The following is a 20,962-nucleotide window of genomic DNA, read 5'->3' on the forward strand; positions in this document are numbered from 1 at the left end:
TGGGACCATCGAAAGCGCTTGTGACGCAAGAACACGGGTACTGCTTGGCAATATGTCTTATGCACACGCAGATACTTGTACAGACAAGCATATGCAATCACCCGGCCAATTCGCGGATTTTGCATCTGAGAAAGCGCGTACAGCGCTCTGGGATGGGCTTTGCAGGCAAGTTAGCGCAGGGAGGGAGGCAGCCTGCGAGGCTGTTACCAAAGCAGGTTTTTACACACGAATGGGGTATGCGGTAACAAAGTGTGAGATTCAGGACGCCGGCTTTCCTGGCTCAATCCTTGATGTCCCGGCAGCATCGACGGCCAGAACGACGGAGTGTCATCGCGGGCAATGAGTGGTCATGTGTACGACGAGTTCGACCCGGGGAACATGAAGCTGTATGGGAGGAAATGTAAGGCGCATCCAGCGGAGATATTGGCAGGCAGACCGCTATCGTCGGATCGCCGCCCGGAGCAGGCTCGCTCCCGGACAAAAAACTTTCAAACAGGTCTTGAATTCGGTAATTGGCACAGTATTAGCAGATATGTAATCAAATGATTGTTGAACAATCATTGCCGCCCTTACTGCTTCCACCTACCGAGGATACGAACGTGCGAAAAGGTCTGATGGGCAAGAAAACCACGCGCAACCTCGCGTGAACGGAGGGAGTGCAACGGTGAGTCAACCCAAGGAAAAAAGCCTGTCGCTGCCGGACCAGGTCGCCATCGAGCTGCGCGAAGACATCATTGGCGGGCGCCTGTTGCCAGGCACGCCACTGGTGGAAAGCGAGCTGGTCAACGCCTACAACGCCTCGCGCAACACCGTACGCGAGGCGCTACACCAGTTGGGTCGCGAAGGCCTGACCAGCTATGTGCGCAACAAAGGCGTGATGGTGCGCCGAATGGGTATCGACGATGTGCGCGACATCTTCAAGGTCCGCCGCACGCTCGAATTGCAGGCGATCGCCGCGAGCAAGCCGTTACGCGAGTACCAGTCCGATCTGATGTTCGATGCCATCGAGGCGGCGCAACTGGCCCAGGATCGCGAGAACTGGCAAGCCTTCGGTACCCACAGCCTGCGTTTTCACCAACACATCGTCGGCCTGATGCGCAGCCCGCTGTTCGACGAATTCTTCACCCACGTGGCGGCCCAGACGCGCCTGGTGTTTTCCAACGCTCCCAGCGAGGAATCGTTCCAGAAACCCTGGCTTGAACGCGACCGGCATATTCACGATCTGCTGGGCGACGGCCGCAAGAAGGAAGCCGAGGAAGCCATGAGCAGCTATCTCAACGACTCCGAACTCGTGCTGCTGGACATTCTGAGCAGCCGACCAAAACACTGAAGAGAGGACCCATCATGTACAAGGATTATCCAGCGGCCTACCAAGTCAGCAAGGGCGCCGCATTGCAGGTAGACAAAGCGTTCTATGACCGCGTGCGCGAAAGCAAGGAAGGCCGCACGCTGGTCGAGCAATTCGAAGTGCCGATTCGCACCGGCCGCGCCTGGAAGGTGCCGGCGGGGCATGTGTTTCGCGTGACCACGCCTGTGGGGCCGCAGGTCGGCGACTTCAACGTGTGGAGCGCCAACGATCCCCGCGAACGCATGTGGGCGGCCCGAACCCGTCAGTTGCAAGGCGCGCACGTCACCACCTACGACCGCTTGTGGTCGAACCTGCCGTTCCTGCGACCGATGGTCACCATCACCGACGACAGCCTGGCCGGCTACGGCATCGACGAACATGGCGGCCGTTTGCACGACCTGCTCGGCACCCGCTGCGATCCTTACGTGAACAAGATGCTCACCGGCGAGGATTTCCATCACCATTGCCACTCCAACCTGACCCGCGCGGTGTTGCCGCACGGCCTGACCGAGTTCGACGTGCACGATGTGTTGAACATTTTTCAGTGCACTGGCCTCAATCACGACGACATGTACTTCATGAAGGCGTGCCCGGCGAAGCAGGGCGACTACCTGGAGTTCTTCGCGGAAATCGACCTGCTTTGCGCGCTGTCCACCTGTCCGGGCGGTGACTTGTCATTGCCGATGTGGGGCCCCGACGCCGAGGATCCGCTGAAGGTTTGCCGTCCTCTCGGTGTGGAAATCTACCGTCTCGACAATTCGCTGCTGGAGGGTTGGAAACAGCCTGAGCGCGCCGCTTACAACGGTAACCACGGTTTGATGATTCCCAAGGCCGAGTGGGAAAAGTAAGGGCCGCTGGAAGGATGTGCCCTCTTGCGCCAGGCAGCGTTGGGCCAGCCAGTTGACCCTGTGAGTCATCTGTACCGCAGTCGAGGTGTATTGATGGATCGCGACTTCGCCTAGCGCTTCTCCTTGGCCGGCCGAACGGTGCTGATCACTGGCGCCTTCGATACTTGGTCTATAGCCATTACTGCGCCGCCAAAGCAGGCGTGGTGCAACTGACCAAGTCGCTGGCGCTGGAGCTCGCGCGCTACAAGATTCGCGTCAACGCCTTAGCCCCGGGCTACTTCAAGACGGAAATGAATGAAGCTTTTTTCGATAGTGACAAGGGCATCAACTACATACGTGAGCTGATTCCCATGCGCCGATTAGGCGAACTCCACGAGCTGGAGGGGCCGTTTCTACTACTCGCCAGCGATGCCGGTGCGTTCATGACCGGCAGCGTTATGGCTGTGGATGGAGGTCAATTGGTCAGTAGCTTGTAAGCAAGTTCGATGACAAGGCTTGTGCTCAATCAGAGTCGCCAGCTGCAACCATGATCTGGTTGAGCACTGACTTGCCATACTTCACCGGTACCTCCAACAGCTGTATCCGCCACAGCTCAACAAATCACTCAGGCCCCGGCGATCACCCACCGGGGTACAGGTTGATGATCGTCAGGTAGATACGGATCGAAATGTTCAGCGGCTGGCCACTAATAGCGCTACCGCTTCGCAGGCCGTTTCAGTTTCTGCCTCCAGCCGTGCCAAGTCTCCATGAGCGGACCAGGCGATGATCAGACCATCCACAAGGTGAACCAGCAGGCGACTTGTGGCCTTCAAGAAGGCCTTGTCGAATTGCATACCGATGGCTTTTTCCATGGCCTGTTCCGTTGCTTCTATTGCTACCGCGTAGATCCTGGTCGCCATCTCGGGGTTGTTGCGCATGGCCCAGAAGAAAAGCTCGGTTTGTGCCTTGGCGATGTCGGGGTTGGTGGAGAACCACGTGACTAATTGGCGAAGCATTTCCGCTGTCGTTTCAGCTGCGGTAGTCCCCGCAGGCACGTTCGTCAGGGCCTGGTGTGGCAAGTTGAAAAGAGACTCATAGACTGCATAGAGGAGGTCGTCTTTTGTATGAAACACGTAGTGCAGCGACGCGAGAGGACAGCCTGCGGCAGCGGCGATACGTCGAGTCGTTGCATTGGCAACCCCATGTTCAGCAATCACTTTGACAGTGGCTTCCACGAAGTCCTGTCTACGCAATTCAGCGCCCACTCTGGCCATAGTCAAGCAATCTCCTTTGTTACTGCAGCAGCGCCTGCCTGGGGGGCGGCGTCAACGCCGGCGGATGCTACAGCATGACGGGTCTGCGAGTCATGAGCCGGCGTGGAGCGGCGCATGGGTTTTGTTGCCAATGGCACACGTGAATAGCTCATTCCAATGCAGTGATAATGCGTAACAACTGTTTCGTAAATTCCCAGATTGGTGCGGCCTGCTGAAACAAGCGGGTGCGTCGGTGAGTAAGCAGTGTTGCCTGGCCGATTGATCAAATTTCTAACACATTGATAACTAAGCAAATTCATTTTACCTCCATGGTTTGGCATGTGGTTTGCTTTGTAGTCAATTGACTTGGTCAAGTGATCAAGTCAATTGATTAGAGAGTGTGGCACAGCCCGAGTCTTCCCTCCAGGAAGGTCGCGCCGCCGGTTTCAGCCCCATGAGGATCTTCCAATGAATGAAGTTATTGAGCGGCCATGCGCCGGCATTTCCACCAGAAGTGGAGTCAGGCATCTGATCGTGGCATTGGCAGCAATGGCTGCTATCGGCACTGTTCAAGCTGCACAGAAGGATCCTGCGCTGCTCGGTACGAAGCTAACGCCGCTGGGAGGGGAGGTCGCGGCAAGTGCTGATGGGGTCATCCCGGCCTGGACGCCACCCGGTCCGCAGGGCGGTGGCTGGAGTTATGGCCAGGTGCGTGGTCAATCCTGGAAATTCAAGAACGACAAACCGCTTTTCAGTATCGACTCCAACAATGTCTCGCAATATGCGGACAAGCTTTCACCCGGTCAGGTGGAACTGTTCAAGAAAATCCCGGGCTATCGCATGGATGTGTATCCGACCCGTCGTAGCTGCGGTGTGCCCGACTTCGTCGCTGATAACACCAGGAAGAACGTCGGATTCGCCACATTGGATGCCGATGGTCTGGCCCTGAAAGAAGCTCACGTACCCGGTATTCCATTCCCTATGCCGAGCACCGGTGCCGAGGTGATGTGGAACATGAAAATGCGCTACCGCGGCGTTGGTTTCGATATGTCCAAGACCGTTTCCGGGATATCGCCGCGCAAGGGGGGGAACGACTGGCTGCGCACTTCGACGGACTGGTTCATGTATACCCCATGGGGAGAAAAGGGCAGTGCGTTGTTCTCTTCCTTCGATCGCCTGGAAGTCGCCACTTATTTCTCCTATCTGGATCCTGCTGCCCTTGCCGGACAGGCCGGTGTGGTGACTACCAAGGCTGGCGAACAGGCGACCACGTTCTATTACTTCCCCGGCCAGCGTCGTGTGCGTCGCATGCCCGCCTACTCCTACGACTCTCCGCAAATTGGTCTCGACAATCAGTACACCATCGATGAGTCGAACGTGTTCTTCGGGCCGATGGACCGCTTCGACTGGAAGCTGGTCGGCAAGCAGGAGTTGTTGGTGCCCTACAACGCCTTCGGGGCCTATGACGCCTCTGCCAACATTGAGAATGTGGCCAAGCATGATTACATCGCGCCCGAATCACGCCGCTATGAATTGCATCGTGTCTGGGTCGTCGAGGCCACGGTTCGCCAGGGCATGCGCCACCAGGCTCCGAAGCGACTCTTCTACATCGATGAAGATAGCTGGAACGCGCTGATGGCTGTCGACTACGACAAGCAAGGGCAAATCTGGAAGGTTCGCGAAGGCTATACGATCCCGGTCTACGAGACAGGCACCTGCGATATGGAGGCACAGGCGCAGTACAACCTGGTTGACGGTCGCTACCTGTACGACATGACGTCTGTCGGAGTGGGCAAGAACGATCACCGCTGGCTCACCGAGAGTACCGGCAACCCCCGCCTGAAGCGTGACTTCTACACCTCCGACAACTTGCGTGCCATCAGCGAACGCTAAAAAGCGATCGATCGAGAGCCATCATGAAAAAAATAATCACAAAAGCATCAGGCCTTGTCATCGCGTGTGCAACCCCTTTGGCAATGGCGTTCACGTTTGAAACCGAGAACATCCGTGGTTCATTCGATTCCACCATCGCCGTGGGCATGGGCCTGCGCACCGATTCGCAATCTTGCAATCTGGTCAACGCCGGCGCTACCGGACACAACCCGCCCAGTGGTTGCCTGGCACAAACCTCTGGCATTGGTGATCAGGGCAACTTGAACTACGACAAGGGTGACCTGTTCACCAACTACATCAAAGGCTCCCATGAGTTGCTGCTGAAGTTACCGGAGGACTTCACCTTCATGGCGCGTGGAAGCTGGATTCGTGACTTCGCCGCCACCGATACCACCGGCGCCCTGTCTTTCAACACACCTGCGGGCGTTGGCAGCGACGGTCTTACCAATGATGCGCGTGACGACCTCGAATTCAAGGCTCGCCTGCTCGACCTGTGGGTGAGCAAGAGCTTCGATGTCGGCGATCAGCGCGTACGGGCTCGCTTGGGCAATCAGGTGATCAACTGGGGCGAAAGCCTGTTCGTGGTGGGTGGCATCAACAACACCAACGCTTACGATTACCAGGCCCTCGCGCGTCCTGGTGTCCAGCTCAAGGAAGCCGTGCTGCCGGCCCCGATGCTCAGCCTCGCTTCGGGTCTGGGTTCCGGTCTGAACATTGAGGCCTACTATCAGTTCGGCTGGAACAAGAGCGAGCTGCCGCCCGTTGGCAGTTACTGGTCGACCACTCACGGACTCGGTGAGGGCATGCAATCCTACGGGTTCGACGATAAGGGTGCTCGGGATAGCGGACAGTGGGGCATCTCGCTGCGTTGGCAACCGGACGACACCGATCTCAATCTCGGCCTTTACGTGATGCGCTATCACGAAAAGCTGCCGTCACTGACGGTGCAGGTGCTCGATCCGGAGACCTTCGCCCTTTCGCAAAAGTGGGTATATCCGGAAGACCGTATGCTCTATGGCATCAGCGCCAACATGCCGATTGGCGACTGGGCTGTCGGCACGGAGTTGTCCTACCGTCCCAAGGATGCGGTGCCACTCAACCCCGTTCTCGATCTCTGTGCAAACAATGGCGGCAAATGCTGGGACGACCAGAAAAAATTCCAGTGGCACCTGACCGGCCTATACAGCCTGACACCCTCCAACTCCCCCGGACTGCTTGACTTCACCGGCGCCAGTACGGGCACCCTGCTGTCTGAATTGGTGGTCGTGAAGTATCCCGATCTGCATGACAGCGTCCACGGTGAGCTGATTTCCGCGGGTTTGAACACCTGGCAGCTGGATCCATCGACCCCGCCGACGGCCAAGGGCAACAAAACCTCATCGGGCGTCAATGTGGATTTCAGCCTCACTTATGACGGGACGTTGCTTCCGGGTTGGCAGGTTACGCCTGGGATCTTCTATTCGCGCTCCCTGGGCGGACGGACACCCAATCTGTCTGCAACCTTCACCGAGGGTGCCAGCAGCATGAACCTGTATTTGAACTTCGTGCGTAACCCCGCAAGTTGGCAGGTCTCTTTCAACTACGCGAAATTCATGGGAGGCGATACCCCCTACGATCAATTGTTGGGTGATCGCGACTATGCCGGTTTCGTGATTTCGCGCACTCTGTGAGGCATGTCGTGAATACTTCTGTAAAAGTGCCCGTCAAACGGGGGCGTGGCGTGCTGCCTCGCATCGAAAGCTGGCTTTTCGGGCATCGCCGGCCAGTACTGGCGAGTCTGGTCATCTTCACTCTGATCATGGCCTGGTTTGCTGTTCAGTTGCGTATGGACGCCGGCTTTGAAAAGCAGCTGCCCATCGGCCATGAATATGTAGAAACGTTCGAGGCGTACCGCAATGACCTGTTGGGGGCGAATCGCCTGACCATCGTGGTCAAGGCTCGCGCAGGCAAGATCTGGAGCGAGACGGCTCTCAAGCGTCTGTATGACGTCACTCAGGCAGTCACCTTTCTACCCAATGTTTCGCGTAGCAGCGTGCGTTCGTTGTGGACGCCGAACGCTTTCGTCAACGAGATAACCGAGGAGGGCTTCCGTGCAGATCCACTTGTACCGGGTACGGTAACCCCCGAACGCCTCGATGATGAAACCATTGCCAGGATCGCCGATTCGACGGCTCAGGGTGGCTTTATCGGCACGCTGGTCTCGCGGGATCAGAGCAGCGCGATGATCACCGTCGAACTCAACGAGTTTGATGCCACTGGCGCGCGTCTGGACTATGTGGCCTACAACCAGGTCCTGGAAAAGCAAATTCGTCAGCAGTTCGAGGACGGTGATTTCGAAATTCAGATCATCGGCTTTGCGAAGCAGATCGGCGATATTGCCGATGGCGCGTCTGCAGTATTGGAGTTTTGCCTGCTGGCATTGCTGCTGACGGCCGCTGCGGTGTACTGGTACTGCCACTCCGTACGTTTCACTCTGCTGGCACTGGGGTGTTCATTGGCGTCGCTGGTCTGGCAGTTTGGCAGTCTAAGGTTGCTTGGCTATGGCCTCGACCCGCTTGCCGTGTTGGTGCCCTTTCTGGTGTTCGCCATCGGCGTGTCCCATGGCGTGCAGCAGATAAATTTCATCGTGCGGGAAATCGCCCATGGCAAGTGCGTCGAGGAGGCGGCGCGTTCCAGCTTCAGCGGTTTGCTGATCCCCGGCACGCTGGCACTGGTGACCGCTTTTGTTTCCTTTGTAACGTTGGTGCTGATCCCGATTCCGATGGTACGCGAGTTGGCCATCACCGCGTCGCTCGGTGTGTCCTTCAAGATCATCACCAATCTGGTGATGTTGCCGCTGGTGGCGTCGATGCTGCGGGTCGACGGTGACTACGCCGCGACCGAGGAGACCTCCCGTCAACGCCGTGCCCGTTGGTTGCATGGACTGGTCAGGCTCACCGAATGGCGTAATGCCAAATGGGTGCTTTGTGTTGCTTTGCTCGTCTTTCTCGCGGCGGTCTGGCAAAGCCATGACCGAGTCGTTGGCTCCCTGCAGGCAGGTGCACCGGAATTGCGTGAGGATTCTCGCTTCAACCGTGATGCAGTAGCCATCGCCAGCAACTACGACATTGGCCTGGATTGGCTAAGCGTCGTCTTCGAGGTCAATCCGGGCAAGTCTGGTGAAGGCGCTTCAGTCGCCTGCGAAGAGGTCGCCTTGGGTCAGTACCAGGATCGCTTTGTGTGGGCAATGGAAGGCGTACCCGGAGTGGTGTCGGTTGCCGCATTTTCCACCAGCATGCGCCAGTTCAACGAGGGTTATAACGAGGGCAATCCGAAAATGAATGCGGTGCCCATCGATCCGGCGAACTACTCCTCGTTGGCTACCGAAGTGGCTCGTATTCCGGGAATCATGCGTTCTGACTGCAGCATGGCCGCCGTACACCTGTATCTGGCGGACCACAAGGCAACGACTATCAACAAGGTGATCGAAGCTGCCAAGGCCTTTCGTCGCGAATTCCCGATGCCAGGGGTGACGGTGCGACTGGCCTCGGGCAATGCGGGGGTGATCGCAGCCATCAACGACGAAGTTGAAAAAAGTGAGACGCCAATGATGCTGTATGTCTATGCCGCAATCGCGCTGCTGGTGTTTGTCGTTTATCGGGATCTGCGCGCTGTGCTGGTGTGCTGCCTTCCTCTGACCATTGGCACCTTTATTGGCTATTGGTTCATGAAGGAACTACAGATCGGTCTGACTATCGCGACGCTGCCCGTGATGGTATTGGCGGTTGGCATCGGTGTGGACTACGCCTTCTACATCTACAACCGCATGCAACTGCATCAGTCCCTGGGCCTGCCGATCGACAAGGCTGTCGAGCACGCCTTGCTCGAAGTCGGTGTGGCAACCATCTTTACCGCAATTACTCTGGCAGTCGGCGTCGCCACCTGGGCGTTCTCCGACCTCAAGTTCCAGGCCGATATGGGCAAGCTGCTCGCCTTCATGTTCATGGTCAACATGGTCATGGCCATGACCGTGTTACCGGCTTTCGCAGTCTGGCTCGAGCGGGTGTTCCCGCGTAAGCGCCCTGTGCGCATGGTCGGCGCACTGGCGCACTGAGGAGAAAAGCAACATGCGATACATGATTTCATTCGCGGGGACTTTACTCGCTGCGGTGCTGCCACTGTTCACACTTCAGGCATCTGCACTGGAAGCTGTGCCGGCAGTCCCTTCGAGCAACGCCACGCAGGCCACCTTGCTGGATGCCGCATGGGCAAAGGATCGTGTGGTCGCCGTTGGCGATCATGGCATGGTGTTGCTTTCCGATGATCAAGGGAAAAGCTTCCATCAGGCAAGCTCGGTACCGTTGTCCTCGCCACTGACCGGTGTTTCATTCGTCGATTCCAGGCAAGGTTGGGCGGTTGGTCACTGGGGGGCAATTCTGGCCAGCAACGACGGCGGTGACTCCTGGCAGATTCAACGACTGTCCAGCAATGAGGATCGGCCACTGTTCGCTGTGCATTTTTTCAACGCCGAACAAGGTGTCGCCGTCGGCCTTTGGTCACTGGTGTTGACGACCGATGACGGCGGAAAAACCTGGGATGAGCAGAAGCTTAAAGCTCCACCAGGATCTAGCCGTGCCGATCTCAACTTGATGGGGCTTTTCGTCGACGCTCGCGGCAGCGTGTATGCCGCTGCCGAACGAGGCCAGGTGTTGCGTTCCGATGACTTTGGGAAAAGCTGGAGCTATCTGGATACCGGCTATGAGGGCACGCTTTGGTCGGGAGCCGTGTTGGCCGATGGCACCCTGCTGGTCGGTGGCCAACGCGGCACACTGCTGCATGGCACCGCGGACGGACAGGTTTGGCAACGCGTGCCCTTGGAGAGCAAGAGTTCGATCACGGCCATCGCGGTGTCAGGAGAGCAGGTAGTCGTGGTCGGTCTGGATGGGCTGATGGTACGCAGCAGTGATGGAGGAGGGAGTTTCCAGGAGCAGAAGACGTCCGATGGCGTTTCGCTGACGGCTGCATTACTCAGCGGCAATGACTATCCCGTTCTGTTTTCTCGACGTGGTGTGGTGCCGGTACAAATCAAGTAAAGGCATCTCTCGAGACGTCGCTGGAACGGCGAGTTGTTGACTCTGTTCTTTGACCCCTTAGCTGATTTTGATTCCTCCCTTTGAGGGACCTCGTCGGATCCGGCGTCCGGTCCCTTTTTTTTGAAATCAGCCAATCATGAATTCGACTGTTTTTAAGGAGGACCCATGTTTTCCGGAAGAAAGCTCAAGCGTCTGGCTGAAGAGGTCAGCTCGCGAATATCGTCGCTGTTGAGTGGTCAGCCAGCCCCCCATTTCCAAGGGGGTTTGATCAACAAATATCCATGGTTGGCTGACAGCTTCGATGGGCTGGAGCAGCGGCTCAACCATCAGGAGCATAACAGTGCTGGTCAGAGACCAGATGACTCTGAAAGTGCCCTGGTCAGTGATCTGAAAAGCTCTCTGCAAGCCGCTCGGGATGAAATGCACGAGCTTCAATGTGAGATCAAGGAGAGCAACCTGAAGCTGTCCGATCTGAATGAGCAGTTGGTTTCATGCAGGGAAAAGGAACAGGTCTGGGAAGTGACCAAGAATGCGCTCACAGAGGTTTGCTGGGAGCTGTTTATCGTTGACGGAAATCCGGATCACCCTGAAAACCAGCTTCGCTGGTCGAAGCAGTTCCGCGAACTCGTGGGCTACTCGGAACAGGATTTCAAGGATGATTGGGAGGGGTACTTTTCAATCGTCCATCCGGATGATCTGAAGCATGTCGTGAAGGTGGTGACGCAATACCTCAATGCCGCAGACCCTTCCTCAGGTTATACGGTCGAGTACCGAATGAGGCACAAATTCAAAGGCGAGATCTGGTACCGCGAAAGGGGCCAGGGCGTGATGGATCGCAGTGGCAGGCTCCGCCGCATCATCGGGGCAGTACGTGATATCTCGGACGAAAAGCTTGCCCAAACGATACGCGCGCGCGAGTTGGCTGGCATGCAGGCGACTTACGAACAGATTTCGCAGATCGTGAACGTGATCAAGAGCATCACTGACCAGATCAACATGCTCGCCCTCAATGCAGCAATCGAAGCGGCACGAGCCGGTGATGCGGGACGCGGATTTTCCGTAGTGGCAGATGAAGTGAAGAAGCTCGCGGGCAGAACTCGAGAAGCCACTCAGACGATTCAGGAAATGCTCTCTTCAAAGGCGCGTTAGCCATCTGAGAGGGTGTCCTGTCGGGGCACCCTGCATAGCGGATTTATCTGTGCACAAGTGTCCGTTGCTCCCACGACCTGCATGTCAGGAACCCTCTGGATGAGCAGGGCACCTCGTACTTTTTGGCCTGTTGTCAGGTGGTGCCTGCGCTGGGTCTTCCATCTCCCGGTTGAACGACTGGCGAACCATAAGGGCTCGCTTTCAGGGAAAGTCTTGTGCGCGATTATTATTAACATAACAGTCGTTGCGTAAAATAAAACTCCTTGTTAAAGTCGACAAAACAACAAAAGGCCCCCAGGAGGTCGAACATGAAAAATTCCAAGGCTGGTTCCTGTCCGAACAACGGCTTGGCCGTTGCCAGAGGCTTTCTGGGCGAAACGCCAAAGGCCCCATCCACTATCGAACTCAACTGCCTGGGCGGTCGCCAGCCAATGACTTGCGTGCCGGTTCCGGCGAGGGTGCTCTGATGATTACGCTCAAACCCACCATGACGTTGCCGGCTGCCGGATTGTCCGGTTTCGAGCCCCCCCTGAGCGAAGAGGAAGCAGCGATCCAGGCCTCGGTACACCGTTTCTCTAAGGAGGTGCTGCGGCCGCTGGGTCGGGAACTGGACCGGATGAAAGCGGAGGAGGTCATCGCTCCTGGCTCGCCTTATTACTCACTCTTCAGTGAGTACGCCAAGCTGGGATTGGATCCCGCGCTGCTGGCGGAGCTGCCGCCGGAAATGGCGGTGCGGATCGAATCCCTGATTGGTGAAGAGCTTGGCTGGGGTGATGCAGGTCTGGCGGTTTCTCTCGGCTGTGCCGGTTTCCCGCTACAGATGGCGGCCGCTGCCGGCAATGCTGAACTGGTGGAGCTTTGTCAGGGCCGAATCGGTTGCTGGATGGCCACCCAGCCTGATCGAGGGAGCGACAATCAACTCTTCGATATAGCGCGCGATTGGCCTGCGGGGCAGCAGGCTAACATCGGCAACCTGACTGCAAAGGTCGTCGGCGACGAGATCATCATCAATGGACAGAGCTCGGCCTGGGTGTCCAATGGCGCAGTAGCGCAGGTCGCTTTTGGCCTGATGTGCGCCGACTACGGTGACGGCTTTTTCGATAGCAACGGACTGCCCCATGGCATCGCCGTGGTCATCCCGCTGGACCTCAAGGGGGTTTCCAAGGGCAAGCCGCTGGACAAGATCGGGCAGCGTTCCTTGCCTCAGGGTGAGATCTATTTTGACAGTGTGCGGGTACCTCGGCGCTTTGCCATCGCCGAGCGGGATGCCTACTACGGCGCCGTCAGCTCGTCCTGGTCCTATGCCGGTACTCACATGAGCCAAGTCTTCACAGGCGTCGCTCGGGCAGCCTTCGAGTATGCGCTGCAATACTGCCATGAGCGTCGCCAGGGCGGTCGGATGTTGATTGACCACCAGATGACGCGCCTGCGTCTGGGCGAAATGCTGCGCCGCGTAGAGATCGCCCGCGCCGTGGCTCGTCGTTCGCTGAGCTTTGCTCGTCTGTCGCCGCAAACCCACCCTTACGCCACTGCCTCCGCCAAGGTCACGGTGACTGAAGAGGCGTTGGCCGTTGTCGAGGAAGCCTTCCGCTTGTTCGGGGGTAACGGGACCACGCGCGAATACCCGATCGAAAAGCTGTTGCGAGACACACAGGCCGCTTTGATCGAGGACGGGGAAAACCGTGTCCTGACCATGCGCCTGGGGCTGCTGGCCCAGCAGCTCTATGCCGAAGGTTGGGCCCAGGGCTGAGCCGACCAAAACACCCAACAAAAATCATCCAATAAGAAAGCGAGGAACACGAGATGGCCAAATATCCTGTCGTTGTCTATGGCGCCAGTGGTTACACCGGCATGCTGACCATGGACTGGCTGATCGACCAGAACATTCCTTTCACTGCTGTGGCGCGCAACGCCGGTCGTGCCCAGGAAATGATGGCGCAACGCGTCGTCGGCCTGGAGTCTGCCAAATATGAAATCATCGAGTGCCCGCACGAGGTCGAAGCGCTTGTAAAGGTGTTCAAGGGCGCGCGCGTGGTCTGCAACACCGTCGGCCCGTTCGTCAATTTCGGCAAGGTGACGGTCGAGGCCGCGCTCAAGGCGGGCTGTCACTACCTGGACCCTGCCGGTGAGCAGGAGCACATTCGTGCACTGCGTGATGAGTTCGGCGAGTTGTTCCGCCAGGCCGGCCTGCTGCTGTCGCCGTCGCTCGCCTACATGTACACCTTCGCCGAGATCGCTGCCGAGCTGGCCCTGGAAACCCCCGGCGTGGACTCCCTGGAAACCGCGACTCTGACCCGTGGGCCGCGTGTCGGTGCCGCCGGTGTGACCGTGGGCTCCACCGCCACCATCTTCGAAGGATTTCGCCATCAGGGCTCCTATCTGTGGGACAAGGCGCTGGTTCCCTATGCGCCCAACGCCAGCTTCAACATCGTTTGCCCCAATCTGATGGAATCGGTGTTCTGCCTGCCCTGGGGCGGAACCTCGCTGCCAGTGTATTTCGAGCAGGATGCGCGTGTGCGCAGCTGCATGTCCTGCGTCGGCTTCTACGACAACCCTGTGATGAAGAGCGTCCACGCGCTGGGGCAGAAGTGGGAAGCCGAATACAAGCACCTGCCGAAAGAACAGCAGGATGAGGTGATCCAGAGTCTGGTGGATTCGACCACGCCGAGCATGCCGCCTCGTGAGCGCAGCACCCTGCAGCGCACAGTGGACTTCGCGATCGGCCGCGGTCAACTGGCGGCAGTCCGTGCGACCGTGCACGGCATCACCCCCTACATCGCCACCGGCGCCCTGCAAGCGGCGGCAGTGGCCAAGCTGCTGGACAACGACGTCGCCAAGGTGGGTTTCGCCTCGTCCTCCAAGGCATTCGGTCACCGCTACATGCTCGGCTTCCTCGAGCAGCGCGGCCTGGCACGCGCCACCATTACCCAACTGTGAAGTGACGAAGATGGCGATTATTGATTTTTTCGATCGTGGCTGGCGGATCAATCCGCACGGCGCGGCATACATCCAGGACGGCAAGGTCACGACCTTTACTGAAGCGGGGGAACTGTCCTGCCGCATCGCCAACGCGCTCCTCACGCAGGGGTTCGCGTCCGGAGTCAAGGGCGCGGTCTGGGCGGCCAACGATGTGACGGCCTGGCTCTGTGCGCTGGGCCTGTGGCGCGCCAATCTGTGCTGGATTCCGGTGGGCGCGCGCAACGCGCCCGAGGAAAACCGTTACGTGCTGGACGCCTTCGACTGCGAGATCCTGTTCTTTCAGCGCGAGTTTACCGAGGTGATTGTTGCCCTGCGGCCGCAGCTGCCCAAGATACGCCGGTGGATCTGCATCGACGGCGAGGTGGAAGGTGCCGAGTCTCTTCAGCACTTCGTCGCGCAGCAGCCGGCAACCGACCCGCAGGTGGACGTTGATCCGGAAGACGTAATCTGGGTTGGTCCCACGGGCGGTACGACGGGCTTGCCCAAGGGCGTCATGAACACGCATCGCAGCGTGCAGACCAGCTTTGCGCACTTCATGATCAATACCCCTTATCCGGCCAACGCCAGGCCGGTGAATCTGGCGGCGGCGCCGATGACCCACACCGCCGGCATGCTGTCCATGCCCTGCACGGCCAGGGGCGGTACGGTTGTCGTGATCACCAAGCCGGAACCGCAACAGCTGCTCGCAGCAATCGCGCAGTACAAGGTGACGGAATTCTTCCTGCCGCCGACCGTCATCTATCGGCTGCTCGACATTCCCGATCTGAACAAGAAGGTCGACTTCTCGTCACTACGCTACTTCCTCTACGGTGCGGCGCCGATGTCGGTCGAGAAGCTGCGCCAGGCGATCGAGGTCTTCGGGCCAGTCATGATGGAAGGCTACGGGCAGACCGAAGCACCAGGCGCCATCGCGCATCTGACACCGGGCGAGCACTTTGTAGATGGACATGTTGCGGGTGATGAGCGGCTGTCCTCCGTCGGCCGACCCAATCCCCTGGTTCGCGTCGAGATCATGAACGACGACAACGTGATTCTGCCGCAGGGAGAAACCGGTGAGATCTGCGTACGCGGCGATCTCATCATGAAAGGCTATTACAAGGATCCGCAGAAGACCGCCGAAGCCATCATCGATGGCTGGCTGCATACCGGCGATATCGGTCATCTCGACGCTGATGGCTATCTGCATATCACCGACCGCAAGAAGGACATGATCATTTCGGGTGGCTTTAACGTCTATCCGAGCGAGGTCGAGCAGGTGATCTGGGGGCATCCCGCTGTGCGCGACTGTGCAGTGATCGGTGTGCCGGACGAGACGTGGGGCGAGGCGGTCAAGGCCGTCATCGAGTTGAACGAGGGTCAAACCGTCGACGCGCAAACGCTGATTGCCCTGTGCAAGGAACAGCTGGGCTCGGTGAAGGCACCCAAGACGGTGGACATAGTGCTGTCCCTCCCGCGCAGCCCGGTCGGCAAGGTGCTGAAGAAAGACCTGCGTGCCCGTTATTGGCAAGACGCCAAACGGCAAATCTGAAGTCCAGGAGTCCTCTGATGGAACCAATCTATATTGCCGGCATCGCCATGACCGAGTTCGGGCGCCATCCGGACCGCAGCCTCCAGGACATGGCCCTGGAGGCACTCAATGGTGCGCTGGCGGATGCCCGCGCCCAGCGCTCCGATATCGGTGCCGTCTTCTACGCCGGCATCACCAACGGCCAATTGCAGGGGCAACTGTCGATCCCCGGGCAGGTGGTGTGCAGCAAGATCGGCATTGAAGGGGTGCCGATCTACAACGTCGAAAACGCTTGCGCCTCGGGCAGTACCGCCGTTCATCTGGCGGTGCAGAGCCTGCGCGCCGGCGCCACCGACGTGGCGCTGGCCCTGGGCGCCGAGAAGATGGTCGTACCCGACAAGATGAAAACCCTTTCCCTGTTCGAGGCTGGCTGGGACGTCTCCACCGCCGAGGAGAACTACGCGACGCTAGTGAGGATGGGGGAGGGCATCGTCCTTCCGGCGGGCTCCGAGTCCGATCGGCCGTACAGCAAGTTCATGGCCATCTACGCGGCCATGTGCCGTTGGCACATGAAGACCTACGGCACCACCCAGCGCCAGATCGCCGCGGTGTGCGCCAAGAACCACAATCACTCGGTGCACAACCCCTATTCGCAGTTTCGCAAGCCCTTCACCATCGAAGAGGTGCTGGCCGCGCCGCCGATCACCTATCCGATCACCCTGCCGATGTGCGCCCCGATGACCGACGGCGCTGCAGCCGCGATCATCTGCACCGAGGCGGGCCTGAAGCGCATAGGTGCCGACCCCAAACGTTGCGTGCGGATCGCCGCCAGCGTGATTCGCAGTTTCACCCTGCGCGACATGGCCGAACCTGAGAAGCATGTCAGTCACCTGGCCGCGCTTCAGGCCTACGAGATCGCCGGGCTAGGCCCGCAGGACATGCATGTCGCCGAGGTCCATGACGCCTCCGCGATGGGCGAGATCATTCAATCGGAAAATCTCGGCCTGGCGCCCCTGGGGCAAGGCGGGATCTGTGCCGAGCGCGGTGATTTCACCGTGGGCGGTCGGATACCGATCAATCCCTCTGGCGGCCTGGAATCCAAAGGTCACCCGCTCGGCGCAACGGGCATTGGCCAGTTGTTCGAGCTGACCACCCAACTGCGGGGCGAAGCAGGGGCTCGCCAGGTCCAGGGCGCACGCCATGCGATCCAGGAAAACGGAGGGGGACTGATCGGCATCGAGGAAGGCGCTGTGGCTGTCCATATTCTGAGTCGTTAGGAGAACTCGCCATGTCTACCCACCATCGCAACGAAAACCAAATAACCCTTACCGATCCGGGGCAGTTTCGACGCTTCGGTGGGTGGATGGATAAGCCGGACGATCTGCAACCGCAGCTACAGGACGATGTCAGTGCCGACGTGATAGTGGTCGGTGCCGGCTTCGCTGGATTGTCCACCGCATTGGAGCTGACGGCTCGCGGGGCCAAAGTCATCGTCCTCGAGCAAGAATTTGCCGGCTTTGGCGCCAGTGGGCGCAATGCGGGCTACCTTGCCGGCAGCATGGGGCTTGAGTTCGAATTGTTCGTCAGTCGAGTGGGGCGCGAGCGGGCGAAGCAGATCGTCCGTTTCTACGATGCAGGCGTCCCCTATGTGGAAAAGCGGTTGATCGAGCTGGGCATCGACTGCGACTACAACCCTTCCGGGCTCATCCGCGCCGTCGTTCATCCCTCTCAGGAAAAGCGACTGCGCAAGAGCATGGAAGTCGGGCTCGATCTGGGTTCGGTCACGCGCTTCGTGGATCAGGCCGAGATGCGTGCACGCGGGATTCCGCCAGCCTTCCTGTTCGGTTGCACCCAGCGCGGCGGCACGCTGGATCCGGGCAAATACGTACTGGGGCTGCGCCGTGCAGCGATTCAGGCGGGCGTGAAGCTGTACGAGCAAACTCCGCTGCTGTCCTATAGCGAGGGGCGAACCATCACCTGCAAGACCTCGCACGGTAGCGCGAGTGCGCCAATCATGGTGCTGGCCACCAACGCCTTTACCCCACAACTGGGCCTGCTGCGCAATAAGGTCGCGCCGTTCCGGGTTTCTGCGATCGAAACCCGGCCGCTGTCCGCGACGCAGTTGTCGTCGCTCGGCTGGCGAGGACGCGAAGGCATTGTGACGCCGCATATAACCATGGAGAGTCACCGCCTGACTGCACGTAACACGCTGGTGCTGACCACCAAGCAGCTCAGTTACGTCTATGGCTCGAAGACGCCCAACGTGCCGGACGCCAGCGCCTATCGCGCATTGGGGCAGGCGCTGCACGAGCGCTTCCCGACCCTGCGCGGCCTTGGCATCCAATCTTGCTGGAGCGGTTACGTCAGCATGGCGTACGACGCTCTGCCGGTGGTGGGCGCAACCGGGGCCCAGCAAAACATCCTCTACACGGCTGGGTGTGCGGGACACGGTGTTGCTACCCAATCGCTCATGGGGCTGCTACTCGCCGAGCGAATCGGTGGTGTCGAGAATCCGCTAATGGAGGCGTTGCACCACAAGACGCCTTCAATGCTTCCCGAACCCATGCAGTGGTGCGCCATGAATGTTGGCCTTGTGGCGGCCAAAGCGCTTGATGAGTGGACGAACTGGAGGGCCCTGCAGCGGCGCAGCTGATCATCGTTGTTCTGATGTTTCCCATGTGACTGATCATGTTCGCTTCGCCAATGTTGCGCAGCGAAATACCTGTTGGTCAGTGATCTCGATTAACCGCTGCGCGAGGCATTAGCCATGGCCAAGAGGCCTACCTCCGATACCGGACTCGATTCAAAACGTAGACAATTTCTGAAACTCGCCGGAGCCTCCGTGGCCGTAGGAGGTTTCGGCCTGAACGTGGGGCTGGCGCATGCCGGTGCAGCCACTGGCGAGGCGGGCGATGTTCTGGATGTCGCCATCATAGGCGCCGGCCTGGCTGGATTGACTGCCGCCCGGGACCTGCAGCTGGCCGGCAGCCAGTCCTTCGTGGTCCTCGAGGCACGGGACCGCGTGGGAGGTCGAACCCTCAATTTCGACATGGGCAACGGCCATGTTTCCGAGGTCGGTGGCCAGTGGATCGGACCGGGCCAGACCGCTGTCGAGGATCTCGCGCGGCAGCTGGAGGTGGGAACCTTCCCGAGCTTCTACGAAGGCAGCACAGTCATTCTCGGCGGCGACGGCCGCCTTGAGGTCGATCTCAAGGGAACCTTCGGCACTGATATGACCGTCGCTGGAAAGCTCAGCGAGCTTTCGCGCGATGTGCCCTCGGGGGCGCCCTGGAATTCGCCGAAGGCAGCGGAGCTGGACAAGCTTTCGGTTGGCGATTGGCTGGCCCGGCAAAACATCAAACCCGAGGATCAGCCAGGCTGGGATGCCAGCATGACGCTGAGCGGAGGTGTAACCCCGGCCAAAATGGGGCTCTTGCATTTCCTGTCCATGATCAACTCAGCCAGCTGTGATTACGAAAAGCTCGACTCGATCAAGGACAGCGCCCAAGGTACTCGGTTTGTCGGCGGCTCGCAGATTCTCAGCACCAGAATGGCCGGGCAACTGGGGGACAAGGTGCGCTTGCAGTGCCCGGTCCGCAGGATTGCCGACTGGGATCGCGAGGTCGTCACGCTACACACGGACCAGGGGCTGGTGCGTGCGCGCAAGGTTATCGTGGCCATCCATCCAGCCCTCTGCAACCAGGTGCAGTTCGATCCGCCCCTGCCGCCAGCGCGTGCCGCTCTGCAGCGTGCCTGGCCAGCGCACTCCCCGGCGCGCAAGACGGCCATGGTGTATTCCCGGCCGTTCTGGCGCGACAAGGGCCTGAATGGGCACATCATCATGCTCAACGGTCCCATTATCTGGGCCTGGGATAACTCGCCACCCAATGGGGACGTGGGCGTCATCAACGCCTTCATCTCCAACGCCAATCTGCCCTCGGACCCTGCAACGGCGAAGCACATCCTGACGGAACTCTACGCGCGCGCCTGGGGGGACAAAGCGCTGCAGCCCGTGGCCTATCACGATCAGGATTGGGGGCGTGACGATCCTTGGTCGATCACCTGCATTTCGGCCATACCTCCGGGATTCTGGACCACCCATGGCGAGGCGCTGCGACCGGCCTGCGGCAACCTGATCTGGTCCGGTACCGAGACCGCCGATATCTGGGCCGGCTACATGGATGGCGCCGTACGCTCGGGCCACCAGAGTGCCCTGCAGGCCCTTAACGCCCTGCGTCGGGCATAGGAGGTGAATATGAAGAAGTGGATTTTGCTGGGATTTGTTACGGTCGTTGCCGGCCTGCTGACTGTTTACGGCAGGGACCTGCTCGATCTTTATCGCCTGCTGACTCACATCAGCACGTCCAGCGAGGCGCGGCAGACTGATGGTGGGCCGTGGCCACGCCTGACCGATGCATGTGTCGGTTGTCATGGCGCCCGGGGCAACTCGCTGCATCAGGGTTACCCGAGTCTCGCGGGTCAGCCGGCTCCCTACCTGGCGGCTCAGTTGCGCCACTTCGCCAGCGGCGAGCGAGCCAACCCGAACATGGGCCCGCTGGCATTGAGCCTGAGTGAGGCTGACATTCAGCTCCTGTCGGAGTACTTCGCCAAGCACCCTGCTGCTCAAAACGGGTCGTTCAAGCCTGATCCCGCTCTGCAGGAGAAGGGCCAGAAGCTGGTGGCGAGCGGGGGCTGCGCCGCTTGTCATGGTGAAGGTCTGATGGGGCACGACCAATTCCCGCGGTTGGCCGGGCAGGGGCATGACTACCTGCTGGCGCAGCTGAATGCTTTTGCGCTGGGTCGCCGCAAGGATCCGTCAGGCGCGATGACCGCCATTGTCACGACGTTGTCCGCGGATGATCGCAAAGCACTTGCCCATTATCTCGCGGCGCTCGCCCCTGTGGCGAAGTGACGTATTACGTTCAGTATTTGAT

General features: G+C 59.3%; 16 protein-coding genes and 1 pseudogene. 15 read left to right on the top strand and 2 right to left on the bottom strand.

Annotated features, from left to right (window positions below; all coding sequences use genetic code 11):
* Positions 1 to 664: 664 nt before the first annotated feature.
* From KGA83_RS27430 to KGA83_RS27440, 3 genes and pseudogenes are all read left to right on the top strand, one after another.
* The gene (locus KGA83_RS27430; RefSeq protein WP_108217646.1) at positions 665 to 1,330 is read left to right on the top strand and encodes a GntR family transcriptional regulator; all 666 of its coding nucleotides are present in this window, start codon (positions 665 to 667) and stop codon (positions 1,328 to 1,330) included.
* Positions 1,331 to 1,344: 14 nt separating this feature from the next.
* Positions 1,345 to 2,196, top strand: coding sequence for an urea carboxylase-associated family protein (locus KGA83_RS27435; RefSeq protein ID WP_223531322.1), 852 nt, complete (start codon positions 1,345 to 1,347; stop codon positions 2,194 to 2,196).
* Positions 2,197 to 2,291: 95 nt separating this feature from the next.
* A pseudogene (locus KGA83_RS27440) lies at positions 2,292 to 2,672 on the top strand (SDR family NAD(P)-dependent oxidoreductase); the annotation flags it as partial.
* A gap of 195 nt (positions 2,673 to 2,867) precedes the next feature.
* Here KGA83_RS27440 and KGA83_RS27445 read toward each other — a convergent pair.
* Together KGA83_RS27445 and KGA83_RS27450 are read right to left on the bottom strand one after the other, a co-directional pair.
* A complete protein-coding gene (locus KGA83_RS27445; RefSeq protein WP_223531370.1) occupies positions 2,868 to 3,449 on the bottom strand; it encodes a TetR/AcrR family transcriptional regulator in 582 nt (193 codons plus the stop codon).
* Between the two features lie 2 nt (positions 3,450 to 3,451).
* On the bottom strand, positions 3,452 to 3,802 hold the full coding sequence (locus tag KGA83_RS27450; protein WP_223531323.1) for a hypothetical protein: 351 nt from the start codon (positions 3,800 to 3,802) through the stop codon (positions 3,452 to 3,454).
* A 94-nt stretch (positions 3,803 to 3,896) separates the two neighbouring features.
* On the opposite strand from KGA83_RS27450, the gene KGA83_RS27455 reads away from it, so the two are divergent.
* The 12 genes from KGA83_RS27455 (at position 3,897) to KGA83_RS27515 (ending at position 20,940) form a co-directional block, all read left to right on the top strand.
* A complete protein-coding gene (locus KGA83_RS27455) occupies positions 3,897 to 5,321 on the top strand; it encodes a DUF1329 domain-containing protein (protein WP_223531324.1) in 1,425 nt (474 codons plus the stop codon).
* A 23-nt stretch (positions 5,322 to 5,344) separates the two neighbouring features.
* Entirely contained in the window at positions 5,345 to 6,991 is a 1,647-nt protein-coding gene (locus KGA83_RS27460; protein WP_317850604.1) for a DUF1302 domain-containing protein, read from the top strand.
* A gap of 8 nt (positions 6,992 to 6,999) precedes the next feature.
* Positions 7,000 to 9,414, top strand: a complete 2,415-nt coding sequence (locus KGA83_RS27465; protein ID WP_223531326.1) for an efflux RND transporter permease subunit — start codon at positions 7,000 to 7,002, stop codon at positions 9,412 to 9,414.
* 13 nt (positions 9,415 to 9,427) lie between these two features.
* Positions 9,428 to 10,393 carry a WD40/YVTN/BNR-like repeat-containing protein gene (locus KGA83_RS27470; protein ID WP_223531327.1) on the top strand — a complete coding sequence of 322 codons (966 nt, stop codon included), beginning with the start codon at positions 9,428 to 9,430 and terminating at the stop codon, positions 10,391 to 10,393.
* Between the two features lie 165 nt (positions 10,394 to 10,558).
* On the top strand, positions 10,559 to 11,542 hold the full coding sequence (locus KGA83_RS29990; RefSeq protein ID WP_317850605.1) for a PAS domain-containing methyl-accepting chemotaxis protein: 984 nt from the start codon (positions 10,559 to 10,561) through the stop codon (positions 11,540 to 11,542).
* Between the two features lie 244 nt (positions 11,543 to 11,786).
* Positions 11,787 to 13,292, top strand: a complete 1,506-nt coding sequence (locus KGA83_RS27485; protein ID WP_223531328.1) for an acyl-CoA dehydrogenase family protein — start codon at positions 11,787 to 11,789, stop codon at positions 13,290 to 13,292.
* A gap of 53 nt (positions 13,293 to 13,345) precedes the next feature.
* Positions 13,346 to 14,479, top strand: a complete 1,134-nt coding sequence (locus tag KGA83_RS27490; RefSeq protein ID WP_108217637.1) for a saccharopine dehydrogenase family protein — start codon at positions 13,346 to 13,348, stop codon at positions 14,477 to 14,479.
* Between the two features lie 10 nt (positions 14,480 to 14,489).
* Positions 14,490 to 16,049 (top strand): AMP-binding protein, encoded by a 1,560-nt coding sequence (locus KGA83_RS27495; RefSeq protein WP_108217636.1) that lies wholly within the window; start codon positions 14,490 to 14,492, stop codon positions 16,047 to 16,049.
* 17 nt (positions 16,050 to 16,066) lie between these two features.
* Complete coding sequence (locus KGA83_RS27500) at positions 16,067 to 17,305, top strand: thiolase family protein (protein ID WP_108217635.1); 1,239 nt, start codon at positions 16,067 to 16,069, stop codon at positions 17,303 to 17,305.
* Between the two features lie 11 nt (positions 17,306 to 17,316).
* Complete coding sequence (locus tag KGA83_RS27505) at positions 17,317 to 18,681, top strand: NAD(P)/FAD-dependent oxidoreductase (protein WP_223531329.1); 1,365 nt, start codon at positions 17,317 to 17,319, stop codon at positions 18,679 to 18,681.
* Positions 18,682 to 18,795: 114 nt separating this feature from the next.
* A complete protein-coding gene (locus tag KGA83_RS27510) occupies positions 18,796 to 20,274 on the top strand; it encodes a flavin monoamine oxidase family protein (RefSeq protein WP_223531330.1) in 1,479 nt (492 codons plus the stop codon).
* A 9-nt stretch (positions 20,275 to 20,283) separates the two neighbouring features.
* The gene (locus KGA83_RS27515; protein WP_108217632.1) at positions 20,284 to 20,940 is read left to right on the top strand and encodes a c-type cytochrome; all 657 of its coding nucleotides are present in this window, start codon (positions 20,284 to 20,286) and stop codon (positions 20,938 to 20,940) included.
* The last annotated feature ends 22 nt before the right edge of the window (positions 20,941 to 20,962 follow it).

The organism is Pseudomonas sp. GL-R-19, from assembly GCF_019956375.1.
Taxonomy (GTDB): domain Bacteria; phylum Pseudomonadota; class Gammaproteobacteria; order Pseudomonadales; family Pseudomonadaceae; genus Aquipseudomonas.